15 protein-coding genes and 1 pseudogene are annotated in these 18,317 nt (G+C 63.1%); 9 read left to right on the plus strand and 7 right to left on the minus strand.

Features of this window, described 5'->3' with window-relative positions; all coding sequences use genetic code 11:
* Positions 1-26: 26 nt before the first annotated feature.
* Positions 27-122: pseudogene (locus K426_RS32695) on the plus strand (NAD(P)-dependent oxidoreductase); the annotation flags it as partial.
* Between the two features lie 153 nt (positions 123-275).
* Here K426_RS32695 and K426_RS24990 read toward each other — a convergent pair.
* From K426_RS24990 to K426_RS25000, 3 genes are all read right to left on the minus strand, one after another.
* A complete protein-coding gene (locus K426_RS24990) occupies positions 276-2,450 on the minus strand; it encodes a putative bifunctional diguanylate cyclase/phosphodiesterase (protein WP_237230117.1) in 2,175 nt (724 codons plus the stop codon).
* Between the two features lie 102 nt (positions 2,451-2,552).
* Positions 2,553-4,736, minus strand: a complete 2,184-nt coding sequence (locus K426_RS24995; protein WP_066563552.1) for a TonB-dependent receptor — start codon at positions 4,734-4,736, stop codon at positions 2,553-2,555.
* A 113-nt stretch (positions 4,737-4,849) separates the two neighbouring features.
* Entirely contained in the window at positions 4,850-6,142 is a 1,293-nt protein-coding gene (locus tag K426_RS25000) for a cytochrome P450 (RefSeq protein WP_066563554.1), read from the minus strand.
* Positions 6,143-6,334: 192 nt separating this feature from the next.
* On the opposite strand from K426_RS25000, the gene K426_RS25005 reads away from it, so the two are divergent.
* The 6 genes from K426_RS25005 to K426_RS25030 all read left to right on the plus strand — a co-directional run bounded on the left by K426_RS25005 (position 6,335) and on the right by K426_RS25030 (position 11,495).
* On the plus strand, positions 6,335-6,883 hold the full coding sequence (locus K426_RS25005; protein WP_066563557.1) for a hypothetical protein: 549 nt from the start codon (positions 6,335-6,337) through the stop codon (positions 6,881-6,883).
* A 176-nt stretch (positions 6,884-7,059) separates the two neighbouring features.
* Positions 7,060-7,794 carry an acyl-homoserine-lactone synthase gene (locus tag K426_RS25010; RefSeq protein WP_237230119.1) on the plus strand — a complete coding sequence of 245 codons (735 nt, stop codon included), beginning with the start codon at positions 7,060-7,062 and terminating at the stop codon, positions 7,792-7,794.
* Positions 7,794-8,102 (plus strand): acyl carrier protein, encoded by a 309-nt coding sequence (locus tag K426_RS25015; protein ID WP_066563568.1) that lies wholly within the window; start codon positions 7,794-7,796, stop codon positions 8,100-8,102. Before K426_RS25010 ends, K426_RS25015 begins: the two co-directional genes overlap by 1 nt.
* Entirely contained in the window at positions 8,099-8,965 is an 867-nt protein-coding gene (locus K426_RS25020; protein WP_066563570.1) for an SAM-dependent methyltransferase, read from the plus strand. Before K426_RS25015 ends, K426_RS25020 begins: the two co-directional genes overlap by 4 nt.
* 25 nt (positions 8,966-8,990) lie before the next feature.
* Positions 8,991-10,751 (plus strand): fatty acyl-AMP ligase, encoded by a 1,761-nt coding sequence (locus K426_RS25025; RefSeq protein WP_066563572.1) that lies wholly within the window; start codon positions 8,991-8,993, stop codon positions 10,749-10,751.
* Between the two features lie 126 nt (positions 10,752-10,877).
* Positions 10,878-11,495: a hypothetical protein gene (locus K426_RS25030; protein ID WP_066563574.1), complete on the plus strand. Its 618-nt coding sequence runs from the start codon at positions 10,878-10,880 to the stop codon at positions 11,493-11,495.
* Here the strand turns inward: K426_RS25030 and K426_RS25035 are convergent.
* Positions 11,477-12,397 carry a LysR family transcriptional regulator gene (locus K426_RS25035; RefSeq protein WP_066563575.1) on the minus strand — a complete coding sequence of 307 codons (921 nt, stop codon included), beginning with the start codon at positions 12,395-12,397 and terminating at the stop codon, positions 11,477-11,479. The genes K426_RS25030 and K426_RS25035 overlap by 19 nt on opposite strands.
* A gap of 84 nt (positions 12,398-12,481) precedes the next feature.
* Here K426_RS25035 and K426_RS25040 point away from each other — a divergent pair, with 84 nt between their 5' ends.
* On the plus strand, positions 12,482-13,192 hold the full coding sequence (locus K426_RS25040) for a CoA transferase subunit A (protein ID WP_066563577.1): 711 nt from the start codon (positions 12,482-12,484) through the stop codon (positions 13,190-13,192).
* Positions 13,192-13,845, plus strand: coding sequence for a CoA transferase subunit B (locus K426_RS25045; protein WP_066563579.1), 654 nt, complete (start codon positions 13,192-13,194; stop codon positions 13,843-13,845). Before K426_RS25040 ends, K426_RS25045 begins: the two co-directional genes overlap by 1 nt.
* Before the next feature lie 85 nt (positions 13,846-13,930).
* Here K426_RS25045 and K426_RS25050 read toward each other — a convergent pair whose 3' ends face one another.
* From K426_RS25050 to K426_RS25060, 3 genes are all read right to left on the minus strand, one after another.
* Positions 13,931-15,640: an ATP-binding protein gene (locus K426_RS25050; protein WP_066563582.1), complete on the minus strand. Its 1,710-nt coding sequence runs from the start codon at positions 15,638-15,640 to the stop codon at positions 13,931-13,933.
* Between the two features lie 165 nt (positions 15,641-15,805).
* Positions 15,806-17,770, minus strand: a complete 1,965-nt coding sequence (acs, locus tag K426_RS25055; protein ID WP_066563584.1) for an acetate--CoA ligase — start codon at positions 17,768-17,770, stop codon at positions 15,806-15,808.
* Between the two features lie 8 nt (positions 17,771-17,778).
* Positions 17,779-18,231, minus strand: a complete 453-nt coding sequence (locus tag K426_RS25060) for a pseudoazurin (protein ID WP_066563589.1) — start codon at positions 18,229-18,231, stop codon at positions 17,779-17,781.
* Positions 18,232-18,317 lie beyond the last annotated feature (86 nt).

Here is an 18,317-nt window from a genome sequence, read left to right on the forward strand (position 1 = left end):
GGCGAGAAATTGCTGTAATAGCGTTGCTCGCCCCCTCCTTCCTCTTCCTGGCGTGCGACGACGCCAGCTACATGTCGGGGCAGGTGCTGCATCCCAATGGCGGGACGATTGTCAATGGATAGGGCTGATTGACTTGAAGCGCATCGTGTTCCTGCGCAGGCAGGACTGGGTTCCTGCCTGCGCAGGAACACGATGCGTATGGGGGCGGAACGAAATCCAAACCCGGCCAGGCCTGCGTCATGCTGGACGGCAAGAAGCCAGCGGCGATGACTCCCTCAGGCGGTCAGCGAGTCCGTCCGGCCTTCGCCCCGCGTCCCACGCAAGGGCCAGGACGCGGCGCGCCGGTTCAGGGTGACGATGGCGCTGTTCTCGTTCCAGGACTGGATCAGCGCGGGGATATTCTCCGAAGGCGCCGGCCTGCTGAAATAGAAGCCCTGGGCATAGTCGCAGCCCAGCGCCTTGAGCTTGATCGACTGGTCCGCTTCCTCGACGCCTTCGGCCACGACCTTCATGTTCAAGGCGCGTCCCAGCGTGATCAGCGCCGACACGATGGCGGCGTCGCTTTCGCGCGCCGTCACCCCGCTGACGAAGGAGCGGTCGATCTTCAACGTGCTGATCGGCAAGGACCGCAGGTGGGAAAGCGACGCAAAGCCGGTTCCGAAATCGTCCAGCGCCAGGGGGATGTGGCACCGATGCAGCTCATCGATCGACCGGCGCACGGTGTCCGATCCCGCGCCCAGGAAAACGCCTTCCGTGATCTCGATCTCGATCGCATGCGGCTCGATGGAAAACCGGTCCATCGTCTCGATCAGGCGTCCGGCAAAGCGTTCCCGCCGCAGTTCGGCCGAAGACACGTTGATCGCGACATGCCCCACCGGCAGGCCGCGCGCGCGCCAGGCGGCCATGTCGGCAAATACCTGGCTGGTCATCGTCTGGCCGATCATGTCGGCCACGTCATGATCGTCGAACGCCGCATAGATTTCGGCGGGCGAGCGGATCGTGCCGCAACTGTCGCGCCACCGCAGCAGCGCTTCGAACCCGACCAGCTCGCCGGTCTGCAACGACACTTTGGGCTGATAATAGCTGATGATCGTGCCGTCGCGCACGGCGGTCCTGGCCCGGTTGATCATGGCCACGCGTTCCTGCATGTCCTCCAGCAGCGACTGCTCGAACATCTGCATGCGCCCGCGTCCCAGCGACTTGGCGCGATAAAGCGCCAGGTCCGCATGGCGCAGAAGCTCCGTCGCGACACGCCCATCGTCGGGAAAGGTCGCGACGCCGATGCTGACCCGGCATTCGAGCGACCGGCCCGCAGCGAAAAAGGTCTCGCGAATGGTAAGGACGCGGTTGGCAAGGTCGGCAAGCTGCTGCCGGCTTTCGACATTCTCGATCAATATGGCGAATTCGTCGCCACCCAGCCGCGCCACCACCGCATCGCCGGCGAAGATCTCCCTTAGCCGGGCAGCGAAACTCTTCAACAGCTCGTCACCGGCATGATGACCCATCAGGTCGTTGACGTCCTTGAAATTGTCGATGTCCAGCAGGAACACGCCGACCTTCTTGAAGTCGGTCAGCGCCTTGGCCAGCGCCTTGTCCAGACAGGCGTTGAACATCGCCCGATTGGGCAGTTCCGTCAGCGAATCATGCTCGGCATTCCAGCGTATCTGCTCCTCGATCAGCACGCTTTCATGGATATCCTCGGTATAGCCATACCAGCGGATGATCTGGCCTGAATCGTCGCGCCGGGGATAAGCCTGCGCCCGCATCCAGCGATATTGGTCGTTGACCATCAGGCGCACGCGCACGTCGAAGGGTTCGCCGGTGGCGTGGGAATGAGCGACGCGCTGGGTCACCGGCTCGATATCGTCGGGATGAGTAGCCGAAAGCCAGCCGGACCCTTCCGCTTCGTCCCGCTCAAGGCCGGTATTTTCCAGCCAGCGATCGGTGAAGTCGATGATCCGGCCTTCCGCATCGGCAATCCAGGGAAGCTGCGGATTATATTCGACGATCAGACGCAGATTTTCCATGCTACGCCGAAGCAGTTCGATTTCCGCATGCTCGATCGTAACGTCGACCACTACCAGATCGACGGCCGTCCAACCCAGGGGGGTGCACCGTGTCCGCGCAATGACCCGAACATTTTTCAGGCCGCCATCATCCCCGTTCAGCGTCAGGGCCGCCTCGGCCTCCTGCCCCTTCCGGACCGCACGGATGAACTGGAAAACCGGCCTGCGCAATATGCCGCGAACGCCGCGAAGCCAGTGAAACAGCGGCTGCGAATCCATAAGGCCGAAACGGTGCGCCGCAGCGGGATCCGCGTGAAGCAGGCCATTGCCGTCCACCACGCATCGCAAAACGCCAGCCGACGCCAGGATCTGCTGGTCGCCATCCATCGGGTCCTGCCTGTCTTCCCATTCATCAGGTGACCGCGATGAAATCTGGTCCGCCATCCCACTCCCGCTGTCCCGGCGCCAATCGCGCCACGAATTATTCACCATCTGCTGGCTAAGATTTGATTAATGGCCCGTCCCATGGGCCGCCGCGCAGCATGTTCAAAATGTCGAGGAAAGGCTGACGCCATAGGTGCGGGGCGCGCTATAAGCCGCCGTTCTAAATACACCCAATCCGGATCGATCGTCCGCATAGGTCTTGTAGATCTTGTCGGTCAGATTCCTGACCCAAGCGGCGATATCCCATTTGCCGTGGCGCAGGCCGAGGCGAAGATTAACCAGAGTGCGCGGACCGGATTTGAAGCTGTCGGAATTGGTCGGCTCGAAAAAGACGGTCGAGCGATGGTCCACGTCCGCCCGGGCGAAGATCGTTCCGAAGGTTACCGGAACCTCGTAGCTGACGGCGCCATAGCCCGAAAAATGAGGCGCCAGCACCAGATCCTTGCCGGCACAGTCCGTGCTGCCCCCGCCGACCGAGTCCGGGACGCCGCAATTGTCGAACGTCTTGTAATGGGCGTCGAGCACGGCGGCATTCCCCTCCAGCCGAAGCCGTGAGGACAGTTGCAGCGCCAGCTCTCCCTCTACACCCTCTATCTGCGCGCGGCCGGCATTGGACAGCGCCAGCGCGCTACCCAGAACCTGCGACACCTGCAACCGGTCATAATCGGTGTGGAAGGCCGAAACATTGAGCCGAAGCCGCTTGTCGAGGGTCAATGTCTTGAAGCCAATCTCGTAACTGGTCGCTTTTTCCGGGCTGGCGGTCAGGCTGGCGCTACGTAAGGATACCAGATCGACATTATAGGCGGCACTCTTGAAACCGCGCGAAAAGCGGGCGTAAAGATTGGTGTTCTGCGCAACCTCATAGGAAAGGCTCGCGCTCGGCGACAGGTCGTCGTCGGTCGATCCGTCATCGAAGGTCAGGTCCAGAAAACCCAATTTGGGAAAAGTGCCGGTAATATCGTTCTGCTCGAAATGGGCGCGCTTCTTTTCCCGCGTATAGCGCAAGCCCCCCGAAAGCGAGAGGCGGTTGGTCAGCTGATAGTCGAGCCGTCCAAAAATCGCGCGGCTTTCCGTTTTAACGCTACCTCTGGTGGTCAGGAGATTATCGCTGGGCAAAAGAAACGGCAGCGCCGGCTGTAAACTGGCGCCCAGCCCCAATCCCCGGTCGGTATGCACCATCTGGTCGAAATAATAGGCGCCCAGCAAATAGCGGAGCTTGCCGGCCTCGCCCGCCAGCCGCAGTTCTTGGCTGAAGAAATGCGAATCGTCGCTGAAATTATCCGCCGAAACGAAGTCCACCTGTTCCTGATCGTCGTCCAGCGACGCATCATAGGAGGAATCCCGGTAGGCGGTGATGGAGGTCAGCGAGATCGCATCGGACGTCCATTCGCCGGTCAGCGAAATTCCTTGGCTGTCGCGGTGGAGCCGATTGGGGAGGTTGTTGTTGATATGCAGCGGCTCCCTCGACGGAAAATCCGCCGGATAGCCGGCCAGCGCATCGGCCTGGAAGAAGGCCGGAACGCCACGGTCCCGCAGGCCGTCCCAGCGCGCGACGAAGGACAATTGGTCGGTCGGCGCGAATTTGGCGGACAGACGCCAGGTGAGCAGATCGGTCGATCCGGCGTCCTGCCCGCCTGAGAGATGCTTGTAGAAACCGTCCTGCCGGGCATAGGCTATCGCGCCGCGTACCGAAAACCGGTCGTTGAGGCGCGCGCCCAGCACTGCCTCGCCGCGGCGATAATCATAATTGCCTGCATCGAACCGGACAGACAGGCCGGGATCGGCGTCAGGCTGCTTGGTCTGAACATTGATCACGCCGGCAATGGTGTTCTTGCCATATTCGGTTCCCTGCGGACCGCGCGCGATCTCGACCCGGTCGATGTCCAGCAGATGCTGAACAAAATTTTCCGGCCGCCCCACATAGACGCCGTCCACATAGATGCCGACGCCGGTTTCCAGCCCGATATTGCGGACCAGCGTGGAAATGCCGCGAATGGAGATCTGGCCCTGCAACTGGCCGGCAATGCCGCCGCTGATATCGACATTGGGCGCGACGCGAGTCAAATCGGTGATGCCCTGCAGGCCCGCCGCGACAATCGTGTCGCCAGAAATGCTGGTCACGGACACCGGCGCCTTGAGCAGCGGCTCCGACACCTTGCGCGCCGTCACCATGATGTCCGCATCATTCCGGACCTGCCCCCATGCAGCGCCGGACGACGCCATTCCCACCACCGCCGAGGCCAGAAGCCTCCACTTCCAACGCCGGTTATAACCCCTATTATGCATGACCCATGTTTTCCGTTATATTTTCGAATGCCTCTCCCTTTAGACGGCCTTGGTAAACTGGTGGTTAAACTCTCTCTACGTGCTTCTCCGGATCGGACGGGCCTGGCGGACCGTCAATAAGGGGTCAGTTCGACCTCGATATGCCGGAAGCCGTTTACGAAATTCGCATGGACGCGGCGCACATCGCCCACCACATTCACCTGCAGCCGCCGCTTCATCAATTCTTCGAGCAGGATGCGAAGCTGCAATTCCGCCAGGCGGGCGCCGACGCAGCGATGGATGCCATGGCCGAAGGACAGATGACGCCTGGCATTGGCGCGCGACAGGTCCAGCCGGTCGGCATCGGGAAAGACGGCTTCGTCGCGATTGGCGGAAATATACCAGAGCGCCAGCTTGTCACCGGCCGCGATCCTGTGTCCGGCCAGTTCGCAATCGGCGGTCGCCGTACGTCGCATATGGGCGATCGGCGTATGCCAGCGGATGATTTCCTGGACCGCATTGGGCAACAGGCTCTCGTCCGCGATCAGCTTCGCCCGCTCATCGGGAAAGCGGTCCAGTCCCAATATGGCGGCGGACATGCTGGTGCGGGTGGTGTCGTTGCCGCCGACGATCAGCAAAGCGAGATTGCCGATGAATTCCATCGGCCCCATTTCCGACATGCTGTCGCTGCGGATCATCATCCCCAACAGGTCGACCCCCTCCGGACTGGCGCGCCGCTCTTCCCAGAGAAGGTGGAAATAGGTCGCCATTTCGGTGAGCACCTCCCGCCGGACCTGAAACAGTTCCGGGATACGCGCCGCCTCCATATGTCCGGCCCAGTCGGACCAGAAGGTCAGCAGATGCCGGTCCTCCCAGGGGAAACCCAATATCGTCGCCAGCATGCTGGTGGCGAGTTCGATCGACACCTTTTCGACCCAGTCGAAACGGCTGCCCACGGGCAGGCTGTCCAGCACCGCCCCCGTATGCGCGCGCAGCTTTACCGCGAGTTCCGCGATATGCGCCGGGGTGAAGGCCGGCGCCACGGTCTTGCGCTGCGCACTATGTTCGGGTTCGTCCATGGCGATGAACATGGGTAGCTGAAATTCCTCGCCCGGCGCGGGGTCGGCGATGGTGATGCCGCCATATTTCCAGGAGGAGGAAAAAAGATCGGGCTTCCCCTCCACCTCGCTCACCAGCGCATGGCTGCAGACATTCCAATAGTCGCCATAGGCGGTTCCCTCCACCCGGTTCAGCGGCGCGGATTCGCGCATCTGCCTGAACAGCGGTTCCCAGCTCGCCCGCGAATAGAGTTCCGGGCGGCTCGTATCGCCCGCTATGACGGGCGCGGCCTGATCCTCACCATGGGAGGCCAGCCATTCATCGACCGCATGATCGGCAGAAGGTTCGGTTCGGTAGGTCGGCCGCATGTTGTCCCCATCGTTAATGTCTCTTCGCTAACCGACCTTTTGCCTTTCCTCTGCCATGTCAAGCACCTGTCGCTCGACAACGCGCTCAGGGCTCGCTCTGCCGCAAAGAGGAAGCGGACCGTCGGAGGGTCCGCTTAACCCGCTTTTAAGACCTGCGCGGCATGGTGGCAGGCAGTTGTCGCGTGAGGAACCATGAGCGAATATATCCCCAGCCTCCAGCTTCGCGCCGGAAGTTCGACCACCGCGGCCGATTTCATCGCGGGCGTCGACACCACCCTCACTATCGACAGCCTGGTGACGCGCTTCAGCCAGGCGCTGGGCCTGCAGGCCGCCAGCCATGCCTGTTATGAGGTCGACGGCGAAACCCGGCGCTTCCTGTTCGGTGAAACCGGCTGGTGCGGGCCGATCGCACAGCCGGAGAAGCTGCCGCGGCTCTGCTTTCCCATCACCGGATGGGACGAGAAGCGATATGAGGTCGAAATCCGGCTGCTCAGCACGCTGGAAAGCGGGCAAGAGCGGGCGAACCTGCACGCCATGGCCACGCTGTACCTGTGCCGGGGCATCGCCCTGCTGGACGCGCAGGACGATCTGGCCGCCCCGTCGCTCACCGAAACCGAGCTTTTCTGCCTCCACCAGCGGCAGGCGGGATGGTGCGATCTCGATATTGCGGAGGCTCTGGACCGTTCCGTGCAGGCGGTCAAAGTCCATGTTCAGCGCGCCCAGCGCAAGCAGGCCGCCTAAGCCCCCTTTGCCGATTGGATTTTTTGCCGGGCCGATGAATTGCGGCCTGCAACTTTCCGATGACCTCCCCAGCATAATATGCTAGAGGCGCAGCCGCTGCATGCGGGAGACGAACGGATTTGATTCATCTGATTTCGAAGAACAATTCCGCACTTTACCAGGACGAGATCAGAGATTTGCACCAGGCCCGCGCGGAGGTGTTCGTCAACCAGCTTGGCTGGGATCTCAAGGTCAAGGACGGGTTGGAATATGATGAATATGATGATGCGCGCGCGAGCAACATCATAGGGTTTTCGACCGAGAACCGGGTCGTCATGGGGCTGCGTTTCCGCCCCACGGACGACTGTTCCATGCTGCTCGACCATTTTTCGCACGTCCTGCCGGCCGGCATCCGCCCGATCGACGACGGGCGCACCTGGGAACTGAGCCGGGGATTCTGCATTGAACGGGGCATGCGCCGCCACAATCTGCGACGGAAGGCCGCGTGCATGATCGCGCCGCTGGAACTGGCCTATGAGGCCGGGATCGACCGCTGCGTCGGCTTCACCGATGTCCGCATGCTCAGCTTTTGTTATGGCGTGGGCTGGAAACTGACCCTGCTCGGATCGGCCATGGACTATGGCCAGGGGGAAGCGGTCGCCTATGAGGTGGAAGTATCTCAGGCCGCGCTGAACGAGATGCGGCAGATGTGGGGTCTGCCCAAGCCGTCGCACATCACGATCGACGACCTCCTTCCAGGGGAGGAGAGCGTGCATGTCGCGGCAGCCCGGCTGGCGCGCGAGAATCCGGAACTGCAAAAGATCGCGGCCCAGCCGGAGATCGGTTCCGTCACACACCCATCCGCCACGACGCAGGCGGATGGTTATTATGGCAGTTTCGGGACAACCCGATTGTCTGCAGGGGGGCATTGATGAATTTCGACCTTATTCGACAAGCGACAGCAGAGGAGATCGAAGCGTGGATCGTGGCGCGCATCGCTGAAATAGTGAATGTGGCGCCCGATGCCGTGTCGGCGGACGCGCCGTTCGACAGTTTCGGCATCGATTCCGCCAAGGCGATTTCGCTGATGGTGGAACTGGAAAACTGGCTGAACCTGCCCGACGAACTGCCGCTGGAACTGCTGTTCGAAGCGGAGGCGATCCGCGACGCGGCGGCGGGCATCGCCTCGGCGGTCAACGACATGGCGGCGCAACAGGCACAAGGCTCCGCCGCGCAATGATCCAGGACGAACAGATCGAATATGGCGGCTCGGCCGCCGCCATCCGCCACCATTATGATGTCGGCAACGACTTTTATTCGGCCTGGCTGGACCCCACCATGACCTATTCCAGCGCGATGTGGGACGGATTGCCCAAGGACGCGCCGCTGGAAGAGGCGCAGCAGCGCAAGCTCGCCTATCATGCGGAGTCGGTCGGCGCGGCGGGCGGCATGCGGATATTGGACGTGGGCTGCGGCTGGGGCGGCATGATGCGCAATCTGCGGCGCAACTATGGCGTTGCCGAATGCGTCGGACTGACGCTCAGCGAGGAGCAGCTCGCCTATATAGAAGGGCTGGGCGATCCGGGCATCGGCGCGGTCCTGTCCAACTGGCATGACTATCGCCCCGACAAGCCGTTCGACGCGATCATTTCCGTCGGCGCGTTCGAACATTTCGCCCATCCGCAGCAAAGCGTGGACGAGCGCCGTGGGGTGTACCGCGAGTTCTTCCAGGCCTGCCGCGACTGGACGGCGGGCAAGGGACGGCTCTCGCTCCAGACCATCGCCTATGGCAAGATGTCGCCGGAGGACGCCAATCCCTTCATCTCGAACGAGATTTTCCCGGCGGCGGAGCTGCCCACGCTGGAGGACATCGTTGTCGCGTCCAAGGGGCTGTTCCGCATCGAAAGGCTGCGCGACGATGGGCTGGACTATGCGCGCACCTGCGAAATGTGGAGCAACAAGCTGCGCGGCGCGGTGAGAAGCGGCGTGGTCGATCCGGACATCCATCCGGTCGAGAAATATTCCCGCTATCTGCGCATGTCGGCAGCCGGTTTCCGCATGCGCAAGATCGGATTGCTTCGGATAGCCTTCGCGGCGGAATAACAAGATCATCGGGTTCGCAAAAAAGATGCAGATAGACTTTAGTCGATCGATAATCGACATCGTCCTTGGCCATGAAAATACCGTTCCGGATCGGCCCGCGCTGATATTCGATCTGGGCGAAGGGCCGCAAGACAGCCTGACCTATGCGCAAACTGCGGCTCGGGTCAGGCAGCTTGCCAGCGCCCTGTCGGCGCGGGGATTGGCCGGTCGCAGGATCGCCCTGCTCTTCTCGGCGGGCACCGATTTCGCGCTTGCGCTGCTCGCCTGCCTTGCGGTGGGCAGCGTCGCCATTCCGGTCGCGCCGGTCGGGCGGCGGCGGGCAAGGTTGCAGAATATCCTGAGCATGCTGGGCGACATCCGGCCCGATTGCATCATGCTGGACGACAGCATGGCAGGCCAATTCGGGCAGGAACTGTCCGCCGCGCTTCCCGGCACCATGCGTTATCTGGAATTTTCCGCCCTAGGGCAGGGGACGCATCCCTTCACGCCCCTCACGCTGAAGCCGGATCAGCTTGCCGTGCTCCAGTTCACCTCCGGCACCACGTCGAACCCCAAGGGGGTGATGATCACCCATGGCAACATCATCGCCAATGAGACGATGATCCAGGCCGCCTTCGGCCACAGCCAAGATTCCCATTTCGTCGGCTGGGTACCGCATTATCACGACCAGGGGCTGTTCGGTAATATATTGCAGCCGCTGTTCCTGGGCTCGACCTGCGTGATCACCTCGCCAGCCGCGTTCATCAACAAGCCGATGTCGTGGCTGCACCTGATTTCCCGCTATCGCGCCCATACCAGCGGCGGCCCGAATTTCGGCTATGACCTGTGCGTCGACTATGCCACGCGCCGGGGTATCCCGGAACTGGACCTGTCGAGCTGGCGGGTCGCCTTCAACGGCGCGGAGCGGGTCCGGCCCAGCACGCTCGACCGTTTTGCCGAATGCTTTGCCGATGCCGGTTTCGACAAGCGCGCCTTCCTGCCCTGCTATGGGCTCGCGGAATCGACGCTGGTGACGATCGCGGTGCCGCCGCAAAGCGAGCCGGTCGTCAGAACCTATGACAGCCGCGCCTTGGCCGCCGGGCGGGCGGAGGAAAGCGCCGAGGGACTCGACCTCGCTTGCTGCGGCCCAGCCATGGCAGGGGCGGAGGCACGTATCGTCGATCCCAAGACGGGCGAACCGCTGCCCGATGGCTCAGTGGGCGAAATCTGGCTGCGGGGTCCGCATATCGCGGTGGGCTATATCGATAATGAAGCGGCGACGGAGGCGACCTTCGGCGGGCGGCTGGATGAAGGCGGGCCGTTCCTCCGAACGGGCGACCTGGGCTTTTCCACGCCCGAGGGTTTTTTCATCGTCAGCCGTCTCAAGGACACGATCATCGTACGCGGCCGCAACTATGCGCCCAGCGATGTCGAACATATCTGGTCGGAACTGTCCGGAACGGTCGGCCAGGCCAGCGCCGCCGCCGTCGAGATCGAGATCGGTGACGTGCAGCACATCGTCCTGATCGCGGAGATGAAGCGGGACGAGGCCCGGTCCCTGTCCGACGAGATGTTGCAGGAAACCGCCGGCAAATTGCGCGCCATCGCCATGGAGCGGCTGGAACTGAGCATCACCGATCTGGTGATGGTGCCCGCCAGCGCGATTCCCCGCACGACGAGCGGCAAGGTGCAGCGGAAACAGGCAGGCAGGATGCTGATGGACGGGGATCTCGCCATCATCGGCATGACAGGACCACTGGCGCAGGCCTTTCAGCCGTCCCGGCAAAAGGCTTCGGCCGCGGGCTGAGATCGGCCGAACGAAAAACCATTTGGGGATGCCGGACTCGTTTCTTGATGCCCGGCCTTCAGAAGCGTAAACTTGCGTTCGACTTTGGAGGCCCGACCAACTGCATCAGGTGGAGAGGATGGCCCGATGATTCACGCGTCATTGCCGATGCGCCGGACCAGGAGATGGGCGGCCCTGGCCTCCCTGCTGCTGGCGGCGACCGCTGGTCCGGCCCTCGCCCAGTCGATGATCCTTCCCGAAGGCATGACCATCCAGTTGGAGACGCGTCAGGAGCTTTCCTCCAAATCAGCGCGCGTTGGCGACCCGGTCGAGCTGGCGGTCGCCAAGCCGGTCACGATCGGGGGCGTGACGCTGATCCCTGCGGGCAGCCCGGCGGTCGGAGAGGTCAGCCGGGCCAGGGACAATGGCCTGTTGGGCCGGTCCGGCAAGCTGGACATCAAGGTCAGCACGGTCAAGGCGGGCGGAATCGACGTGCCGGTGCGTGGTGAACGCAATGCAAAGGGCAAATCCGGCACGCTAGGCGCGGTGGGCGCGGGCATCCTCTTCCTGCCGCTGGCGGTGATCATCCGGGGCAAGGACGTCAAATTACCCTCCGGCACGCTGTTCGAGGTCTATGTCGACAGGGAGGTTAACATCGGATCGAACGCCGCCCCTGCCGCGCCCGGTGTAACGGCCCCTTATGAAGGCCGGGAGGCGCCCACCAGCATCAAGACCATCGATCCCAATCAGGCATTGGGTTCCTGATCGCCATCGCCCTCTGGTCCCAGACGAAGCGCGCTGGCGCGATCGAATATCGCATGAGTCACCGGATCATTGTCGGAAATGCGCTTCGCGACATGGAAGTCGATGGGCGCCAGCGCCGGCATCCCCTCCAGCTCGACCAGAGCGCCGCTCATCAGGTCGTCGCGGGCCATGGGCTCGGGGAAAATGCCGATCCCGCCCCCGTCCTTGGCGATGTCGATCATCATCCGCGCATTGTTGCATAGGTTGAGCGATTTATGCGCGATCCGCGACGCGGCGATCGCATCGCGCATGCGCCCGTAAATGGGTGAATGGCTGGCCAGCGACCATATCGGGATCGTGCGATCCCCCGCATCGCCGTGAAATGACGCAGCGACGGCAGGACTGGCGAGCCAGGCCAGGCGAACCGCCCCGATCGGATGGGACTGGAGCGACGGATGCGCCACAGGCCCGGCCGCGAACGCAATGTCGGTGCGCCCGGTCAGCAATTGCTGGATCAGGTTGGCGGTAAGGTCGATTTCCAGTTCCAGGCTGACATGCGGCATATCCGCCTTCAATTGGGACACGAAGGGAGGAAGGCAGCTTGCGGCGGCGATCTCCCCTGCCCCGATTCGGATCACGCCGGTCGCTTCCTCCAACCCTCCACAGCGCAGGAGCATGCTCTGCAGATCGCTCCAGAGCGGTCCGCAATCCCGCACCAACTGGCGTCCGGCCGGGGTGAAAGACATGGTCCGGCCTTCGCGCCGAAACAGGCGGACGCCCAGATGGCCCTCCAATTCCCGCACGCGCGCCGAAATGGTGGGCTGCGTCGTGTTCAGCCGTTCGGCGGCGGCGGCGAACGTACCGAGCCGGTCGATCCAGAGCAGGGTTTCGAGATGGAAGAGGCCGATGCGATTGATAGACATTATTTTTGGTTAGAGCAAAAAACAAATCATTAGAAATGATAAATCCTTCCCGCCAGAATGGCCATTCGAAGGAGATGCATGCTTATGGTCAAAAAGCTTTATTCGGATGCTGCGAGCGCGTTGGAGGGTCTGCTCTTCGACGGGATGCAGCTATGCGCGGGGGGTTTCGGCCTGTGCGGCATCCCTGAGCGGCTGATCGACGCGATCCGGGATTCGGGCGTCAAGGATCTGACCATCGCCTCCAACAATGCCGGGATCGACGGCGAAGGGCTAGGCAAGCTGCTGCGTACGCGGCAGGTCAAGAAGATGATCTCCTCCTATGTCGGTGAAAATAAGGAGTTCGAGCGGCAATATCTGGCAGGCGAGCTGGAGGTGGAATTCTGCCCCCAGGGAACGCTGGCCGAGCGTTGCCGGGCCGGCGGCGCGGGCATTCCGGGCTTCTACACCAAGACGGGCGTGGGAACCGCCGTGGCCGAGGGCAAGGAGGTCAAGAGCTTCGACGGGCAGGACTATATCCTTGAGCGCGGCATCTTCGCGGATGTGGCGATCATCAAGGGCTGGAAGGCCGATGAGAGCGGCAATCTGATCTTCCGCAAGACGGCGCGCAACTTCAACCAGCCCATGGCGACGGCGGCGAAGATCTGCGTGGCTGAGGTCGAGGAAGTGGTGCCGACGGGCAGCCTCGATCCCGATGCCATCCATCTGCCGGGCATTTATGTGAAGCGCATGATCGTCGGCGCGCCCTATGACAAGAAGATCGAATTCCGTACCGTTCGCCAGAGGGAGGCTGTCTGATGCCCTGGACGAGAGATGAAATGGCCGCCCGCGCGGCGAAGGAACTGCAGGACGGTTTCTATGTGAACTTGGGGATAGGCATTCCGACGCTGGTGGCGAACCATATCCCGGCGGGCGTGGAAGTGACGCTCCAGTCGGAGAATGGGATGCTGGGCATCGGTCCCTTCCCCTATGAGGGCGAGGAGGATGCCGACCTCATCAACGCGGGCAAGCAGACGATCAGCGAACTGCCACAGTCGGTCTATTTCTCCAGCGCCGACAGTTTTGCCATGATCCGGGGCGGGCATATCGACCTGACCGTGCTGGGCGCGATGGAGGTGTCGGAAAATGGCGACATCGCCAACTGGATGATCCCCGGCAAGATGATCAAGGGCATGGGCGGCGCCATGGACCTGGTCGCGGGCGTCAAGAAGATCATCGTGGTGATGGAGCACACGTCCAAGGACGGCAGCCCCAAGTTCATCCCGGCCTGCACCCTGCCGCTGACCGGCAGGAATGTGGTCGACATGATCGTCACCGACCTTTGCGTCTTCCAGCGGCCCGACCATGACAGCCCGTTCCGCCTCGTCGAACTCGCTCCGGGCGTGACGGCGGAGGAAGTCGCCGCCAAGACCAGCGCGCATTATACGGTCGACGCTGTTCAACCCGCTTGAAAAATAAGGGATAACCCGTCATGCCGGCCTCGTTCGGCATGACGGGTTATTCCGGCCTGATCCTCCGACTTGAAAATGCCCCCGGTCAGATCGCCTGCGCGCGGGCCGCGGCTATACAGGCCTGCAAATGCTGGTGCCGGAACGGCTTTGACAGGCGGGTGATGTCCGGCGCGATCAGGTCGACCCCCTCATAGCCTGATATGATGAGCAAGGCGATGTGCGGGTGATCGACACGCAGGCGCAGCGCCAGCTCCACCCCCGTCATCCCCGGCATGATATGGTCGGTGATGAGGATGTCGGGCCGATCGCCGGACTCGATCATGCCAAGGGCGCGTTCGGCGCGGTCGGTGTCGATCACCTCATAGCCCATGTCGATCAGCATTTCGCGCGTGCTGTTCCGGACAAGGTCATTATCGTCCACCAGCAGAACCTTCCCCGAACGCTCTTTGGATCCCTCTTCCACGACCGGGAGATCGACCTTCGGGCTGGGCGCGCGCTCGATGGGAAGCCAGAGCCGGATGCTGGTGCCCTTGCCGACGGCGCTGTCGATTTCCACCATGCCCCCCAATTGACCGGCAAGGCCATGGACCATGGACAGGCCGAGCCCCGTGCCATGCCCGGACGGCTTGGTCGTGAAAAAGGGCTCCATCGCCGCCGCCTTGACCGCCGGAGGCATGCCGGCGCCGTTGTCCGTGACGGTGAGGCAGACATATTGGCCGGGCGCAAGCGCGGCGGGCAGCCGGTTGCGCCTGGCTTCCCCCTTAATGCTGAGCATGCCGCCATCGGGCATGGCGTCCCGGCTGTTGACGGCCAGATTGAGCAGCGCGACTTCAAGCTGATGGGCGTCCGCGCGAACCGGCGGCAGCATCGCCTGCAGATCGATCGACAGCGCGATCCGTGGCCCTAGCGTGCTGGCAAGCAAATCCTGCATGCCGCCGAGCAGAGCTGGCAGCTCGACCGCCTTGGCGGCAAGCGGCTGACGACGGGCGAAGGTCAAGAGCCGCTGGACCAAAGTCTGGGCGCTTTCCGCCGCCTGCATGGCGATGGTGGCATGCCGCTCGATGGACTCCGGCGTCCTCTTCCCCGACAGGATCAGGTCCAGCCCCGCGACGATCGGCATCAGCAGATTGTTGAAATCATGGGCGACATGGCCGGTCAACTGGCCGAGCATGTCCAGCTTCTGGACTTGGCGCAGACTGTCCTGCGACCGTTCCAGTTCGCTGGTGCGTTCCCGGACGCGATGTTCGAGCTGGTCGTTCAGCGCTTCGAGCGACGCAAAGAGGCGCCCATTTTCCAGCGCGGTGGATGCGGCGCGGGCCAGGCCTTCCAGCAGCGCGATCTCATTGTCGGTGGGCTGGGCGAATTCGGACCAATAGGCGCCGAGCGCGGCGATGGGTTCGATGCGGCCGATCGGCACCATCACCATGGACCGCACGAAAGTGGTGCGATAGGCCTCGACCGGCACGCGATCATCATCGAAAACGTCCGGGATCACCACTGTCTGATGATGCTCCATGGCCCACCCAGACACGCAGCTTGAGGCGGGAAAGCGCTGCCCCGCCCAGAGCGGCTCCATCGAATCTTCCGCGATATAATGGCACTGGTCCTCATCGCGGAGGACCACCGCAATGCCGTCCGCCCCGACGGCACGGCGCGCGAAGGCCCGCAACACATAGGTCACCGCCTCCATGGACCGCGCCCCGGCCAAAGCCTCCATGGCCTCGGTGGCGATGCCCCACCGCGCCGCCAACGCCTTTTGTTCGGCACCCCGTTCGCTTGCCAATTTCCTATCCATCGACAACCTTTTGCCTCGGAACCGCGCCTCTTCCTATCATTGGACGCGGCCGATCACAAAGCGATTATGATCAATGGTTTAGGAGCAGGGCTTGGCCAATGGCCGTCAATTTTTCCTTAACCCTGCGATTTCGGCAAGCAACGCCGGGTGGGAAAGAAGGTCGACTTATCCCGCCCGGCTCCGGATCAATTCCTCCACGATTGCCGGGTCGGCCAGCGTCGATATGTCCCCCAACGCCTGAGCGGACATCTCGCCCTCCGCGATCTTGCGCAGGATACGGCGCATGATCTTGCCGGAACGGGTCTTGGGCAGTCCCGGCGCGAACTGGATGACGTCGGGCGTGGCGATCGGCCCGATTTCCTGCCGCACCCATGTCACCAACGACTTGCGCAGCGCCTCATCGGCAACCTCGCCGCTGTTGAGCGTGACATAAGCGTAGATGCCCTGCCCCTTGATGTCGTGCGGGAAGCCGACCACCGCCGCCTCGGCCACCGCCTCATGCAGCACCAGCGCGCTTTCGACCTCCGCCGTGCCCATGCGATGGCCCGACACGTTGATCACGTCATCAACGCGCCCGGTGATCCAATAATCCCCATCCGCATCGCGCCGACAGCCGTCGCCTGTGAAATACAGCCCCGGATAGGTGGTGAAATAGGTCTGGAAGAACCGTTCATGATCGCCCCACACCGTCCGCGCCTGACCCGGCCAGCTCCGCGCAATGCAGAGATTGCCCTCGCCCGCGCCCTCCACGGCCACGCCGTTGCCGTCCACCAGCAAAGGCGCAACGCCGAAGAAGGGCTTGGTCGCGGCCCCCGGCTTGAGGTCGGTCGCGCCCGGCAGCGGGGTGATCATGTGCCCGCCCGTCTCCGTCTGCCACCAGGTATCGACGATCGGACAGCGCCCTTCGCCCACCACCTCATGATACCAGCGCCAGGCTTCGGGATTGATCGGCTCGCCCACCGTGCCCATCAGCCGCAGCGAAGCGCGGCTGGTGCGGGTCACGAACGCGTCCCCCTCCTTCATCAGCGAACGCAGCGCGGTCGGCGCCGTATAGAGCGTCGTCACCTGATGCCGGTCGACCACTTCCCAGATGCGGGACGGCGTGGGCCAGTTGGGCACGCCCTCGAACATCAGGGTCGTGCCCCCATTGGCGAGCGGCCCATAGACGATATAGCTGTGCCCCGTGACCCAGCCCACATCGGCGGAGGACCAGAACACCTCGCCGGGCCGATGGTCGAAGGCGAGATCGAAGGTCATCGCCGCCCAGAGCAGATAACCGCCGGTCGAATGCAGCACGCCCTTGGGCTTGCCCGTCGATCCGGATGTGTAGAGCAGGAACAGCGGGTCTTCCGCGGACATCGCCTCCGCCGGGCAGTCGGCGGAAACGCTTGGGACCAGTTCGTCATAATAAGCGTCGCGGCCCGGCTCCATCGCCACGTCGCCGCCGGTCGCCCGGACGACGATCACGCGTTCCAGCATCGGCGCCAGCGCCGCCGCCGCATCGACATTGTGCTTGAGCGGCACCGTCTTACCGCCGCGCCGGCCTTCATCGGCGGTGATGACGATCCTGCTGTCGCAATCGGTGATCCGGCCCGCCAGCGCTTCAGGCGAAAAACCGCCGAACACCACCGAATGGATCGCGCCGATCCGCGCGCAGGCGAGCATCGCGAAGGCCGCCTCCGCTATCATCGGCAGATAGAGCGTCACCCTATCGCCGCGTCCCACGCCCGCGCCCTTCAACACATTGGCGAAGCGGCAGACTTCCTCATGCACCTGCCGATAGGTAAAGCGCCGCGCCGGTTCGCTCGGGTCGTCCGGCTCCCAGATGATCGCCGTCTGGTCCCCGCGCTCGGCCAGATGCCGGTCGAGGCAATTGGCGGACACGTTCAGCATGCCGTCGCTGAACCATTTGATGCCGAAATCGCTTTGCGCAAAGCTGCTTTCATCGGCGCGGGTCGGCTCGCGCAGCCAGTTCAGCCGCTTCGCCTGCTCCAGCCAATAGGCGTCGGCATCCTCGATCGAGCGGCGATAGCCGGCGGCATAGCCCGCCGCATCGACCTTCGCCTCTGCCGCCCAGTGGGGCGGCACGGGGTAGAGGTCATCGCTTCTTTGCGTAGGGATGTTCAGCATCGGCCCGTTCACTTCACTTTGGCGAGCGCGGCGGTCATCCGCTTGGCGGCGAAAGGCGGCAGCTTGACCGCCTTGGCGGCGGCAAGATCGGCCGGGGCCACCTTGCCCACCTGCACCAGCGCCACCATGCCCATCGAATAATGCGGCATGCACTTGATGCCGTAGAGGCCCGGCTTGGTCACGGTCAGCACCGCTTCCTTGTTCATCATGCCCTTCATCGGCGTGGCGCCAACGGGCAGCATGTTGGGCATGGTTTCGGCATTATGGCTGGGGTTGGTCGGCTGGAACCGGATGGTGTCGCCCACCGCCGCCTTCACGAAGGACGGTTCGAACACCATGGCGCCGTCCGCGCCCTGGTTCTTCATATGGACGACGATATCCTTGGCCTGCGCCGACAGCGGCGCCAGCGTCAGAAGCGTAGCGGCGGCGATGCCGCCCAGGGTGATGCGAATGTCGGTCAAGGCTCTCTCCCAGGAAAATTGGCTTTGGCGCAAGATGACGCAGCGCGGCGGATCGCCGCAATGGGCCTTTGGTCCTAGGGCTGATC

The sequence above is a fragment of the Sphingobium sp. TKS genome (assembly GCF_001563265.1).
Lineage (GTDB): Bacteria > Pseudomonadota > Alphaproteobacteria > Sphingomonadales > Sphingomonadaceae > Sphingobium.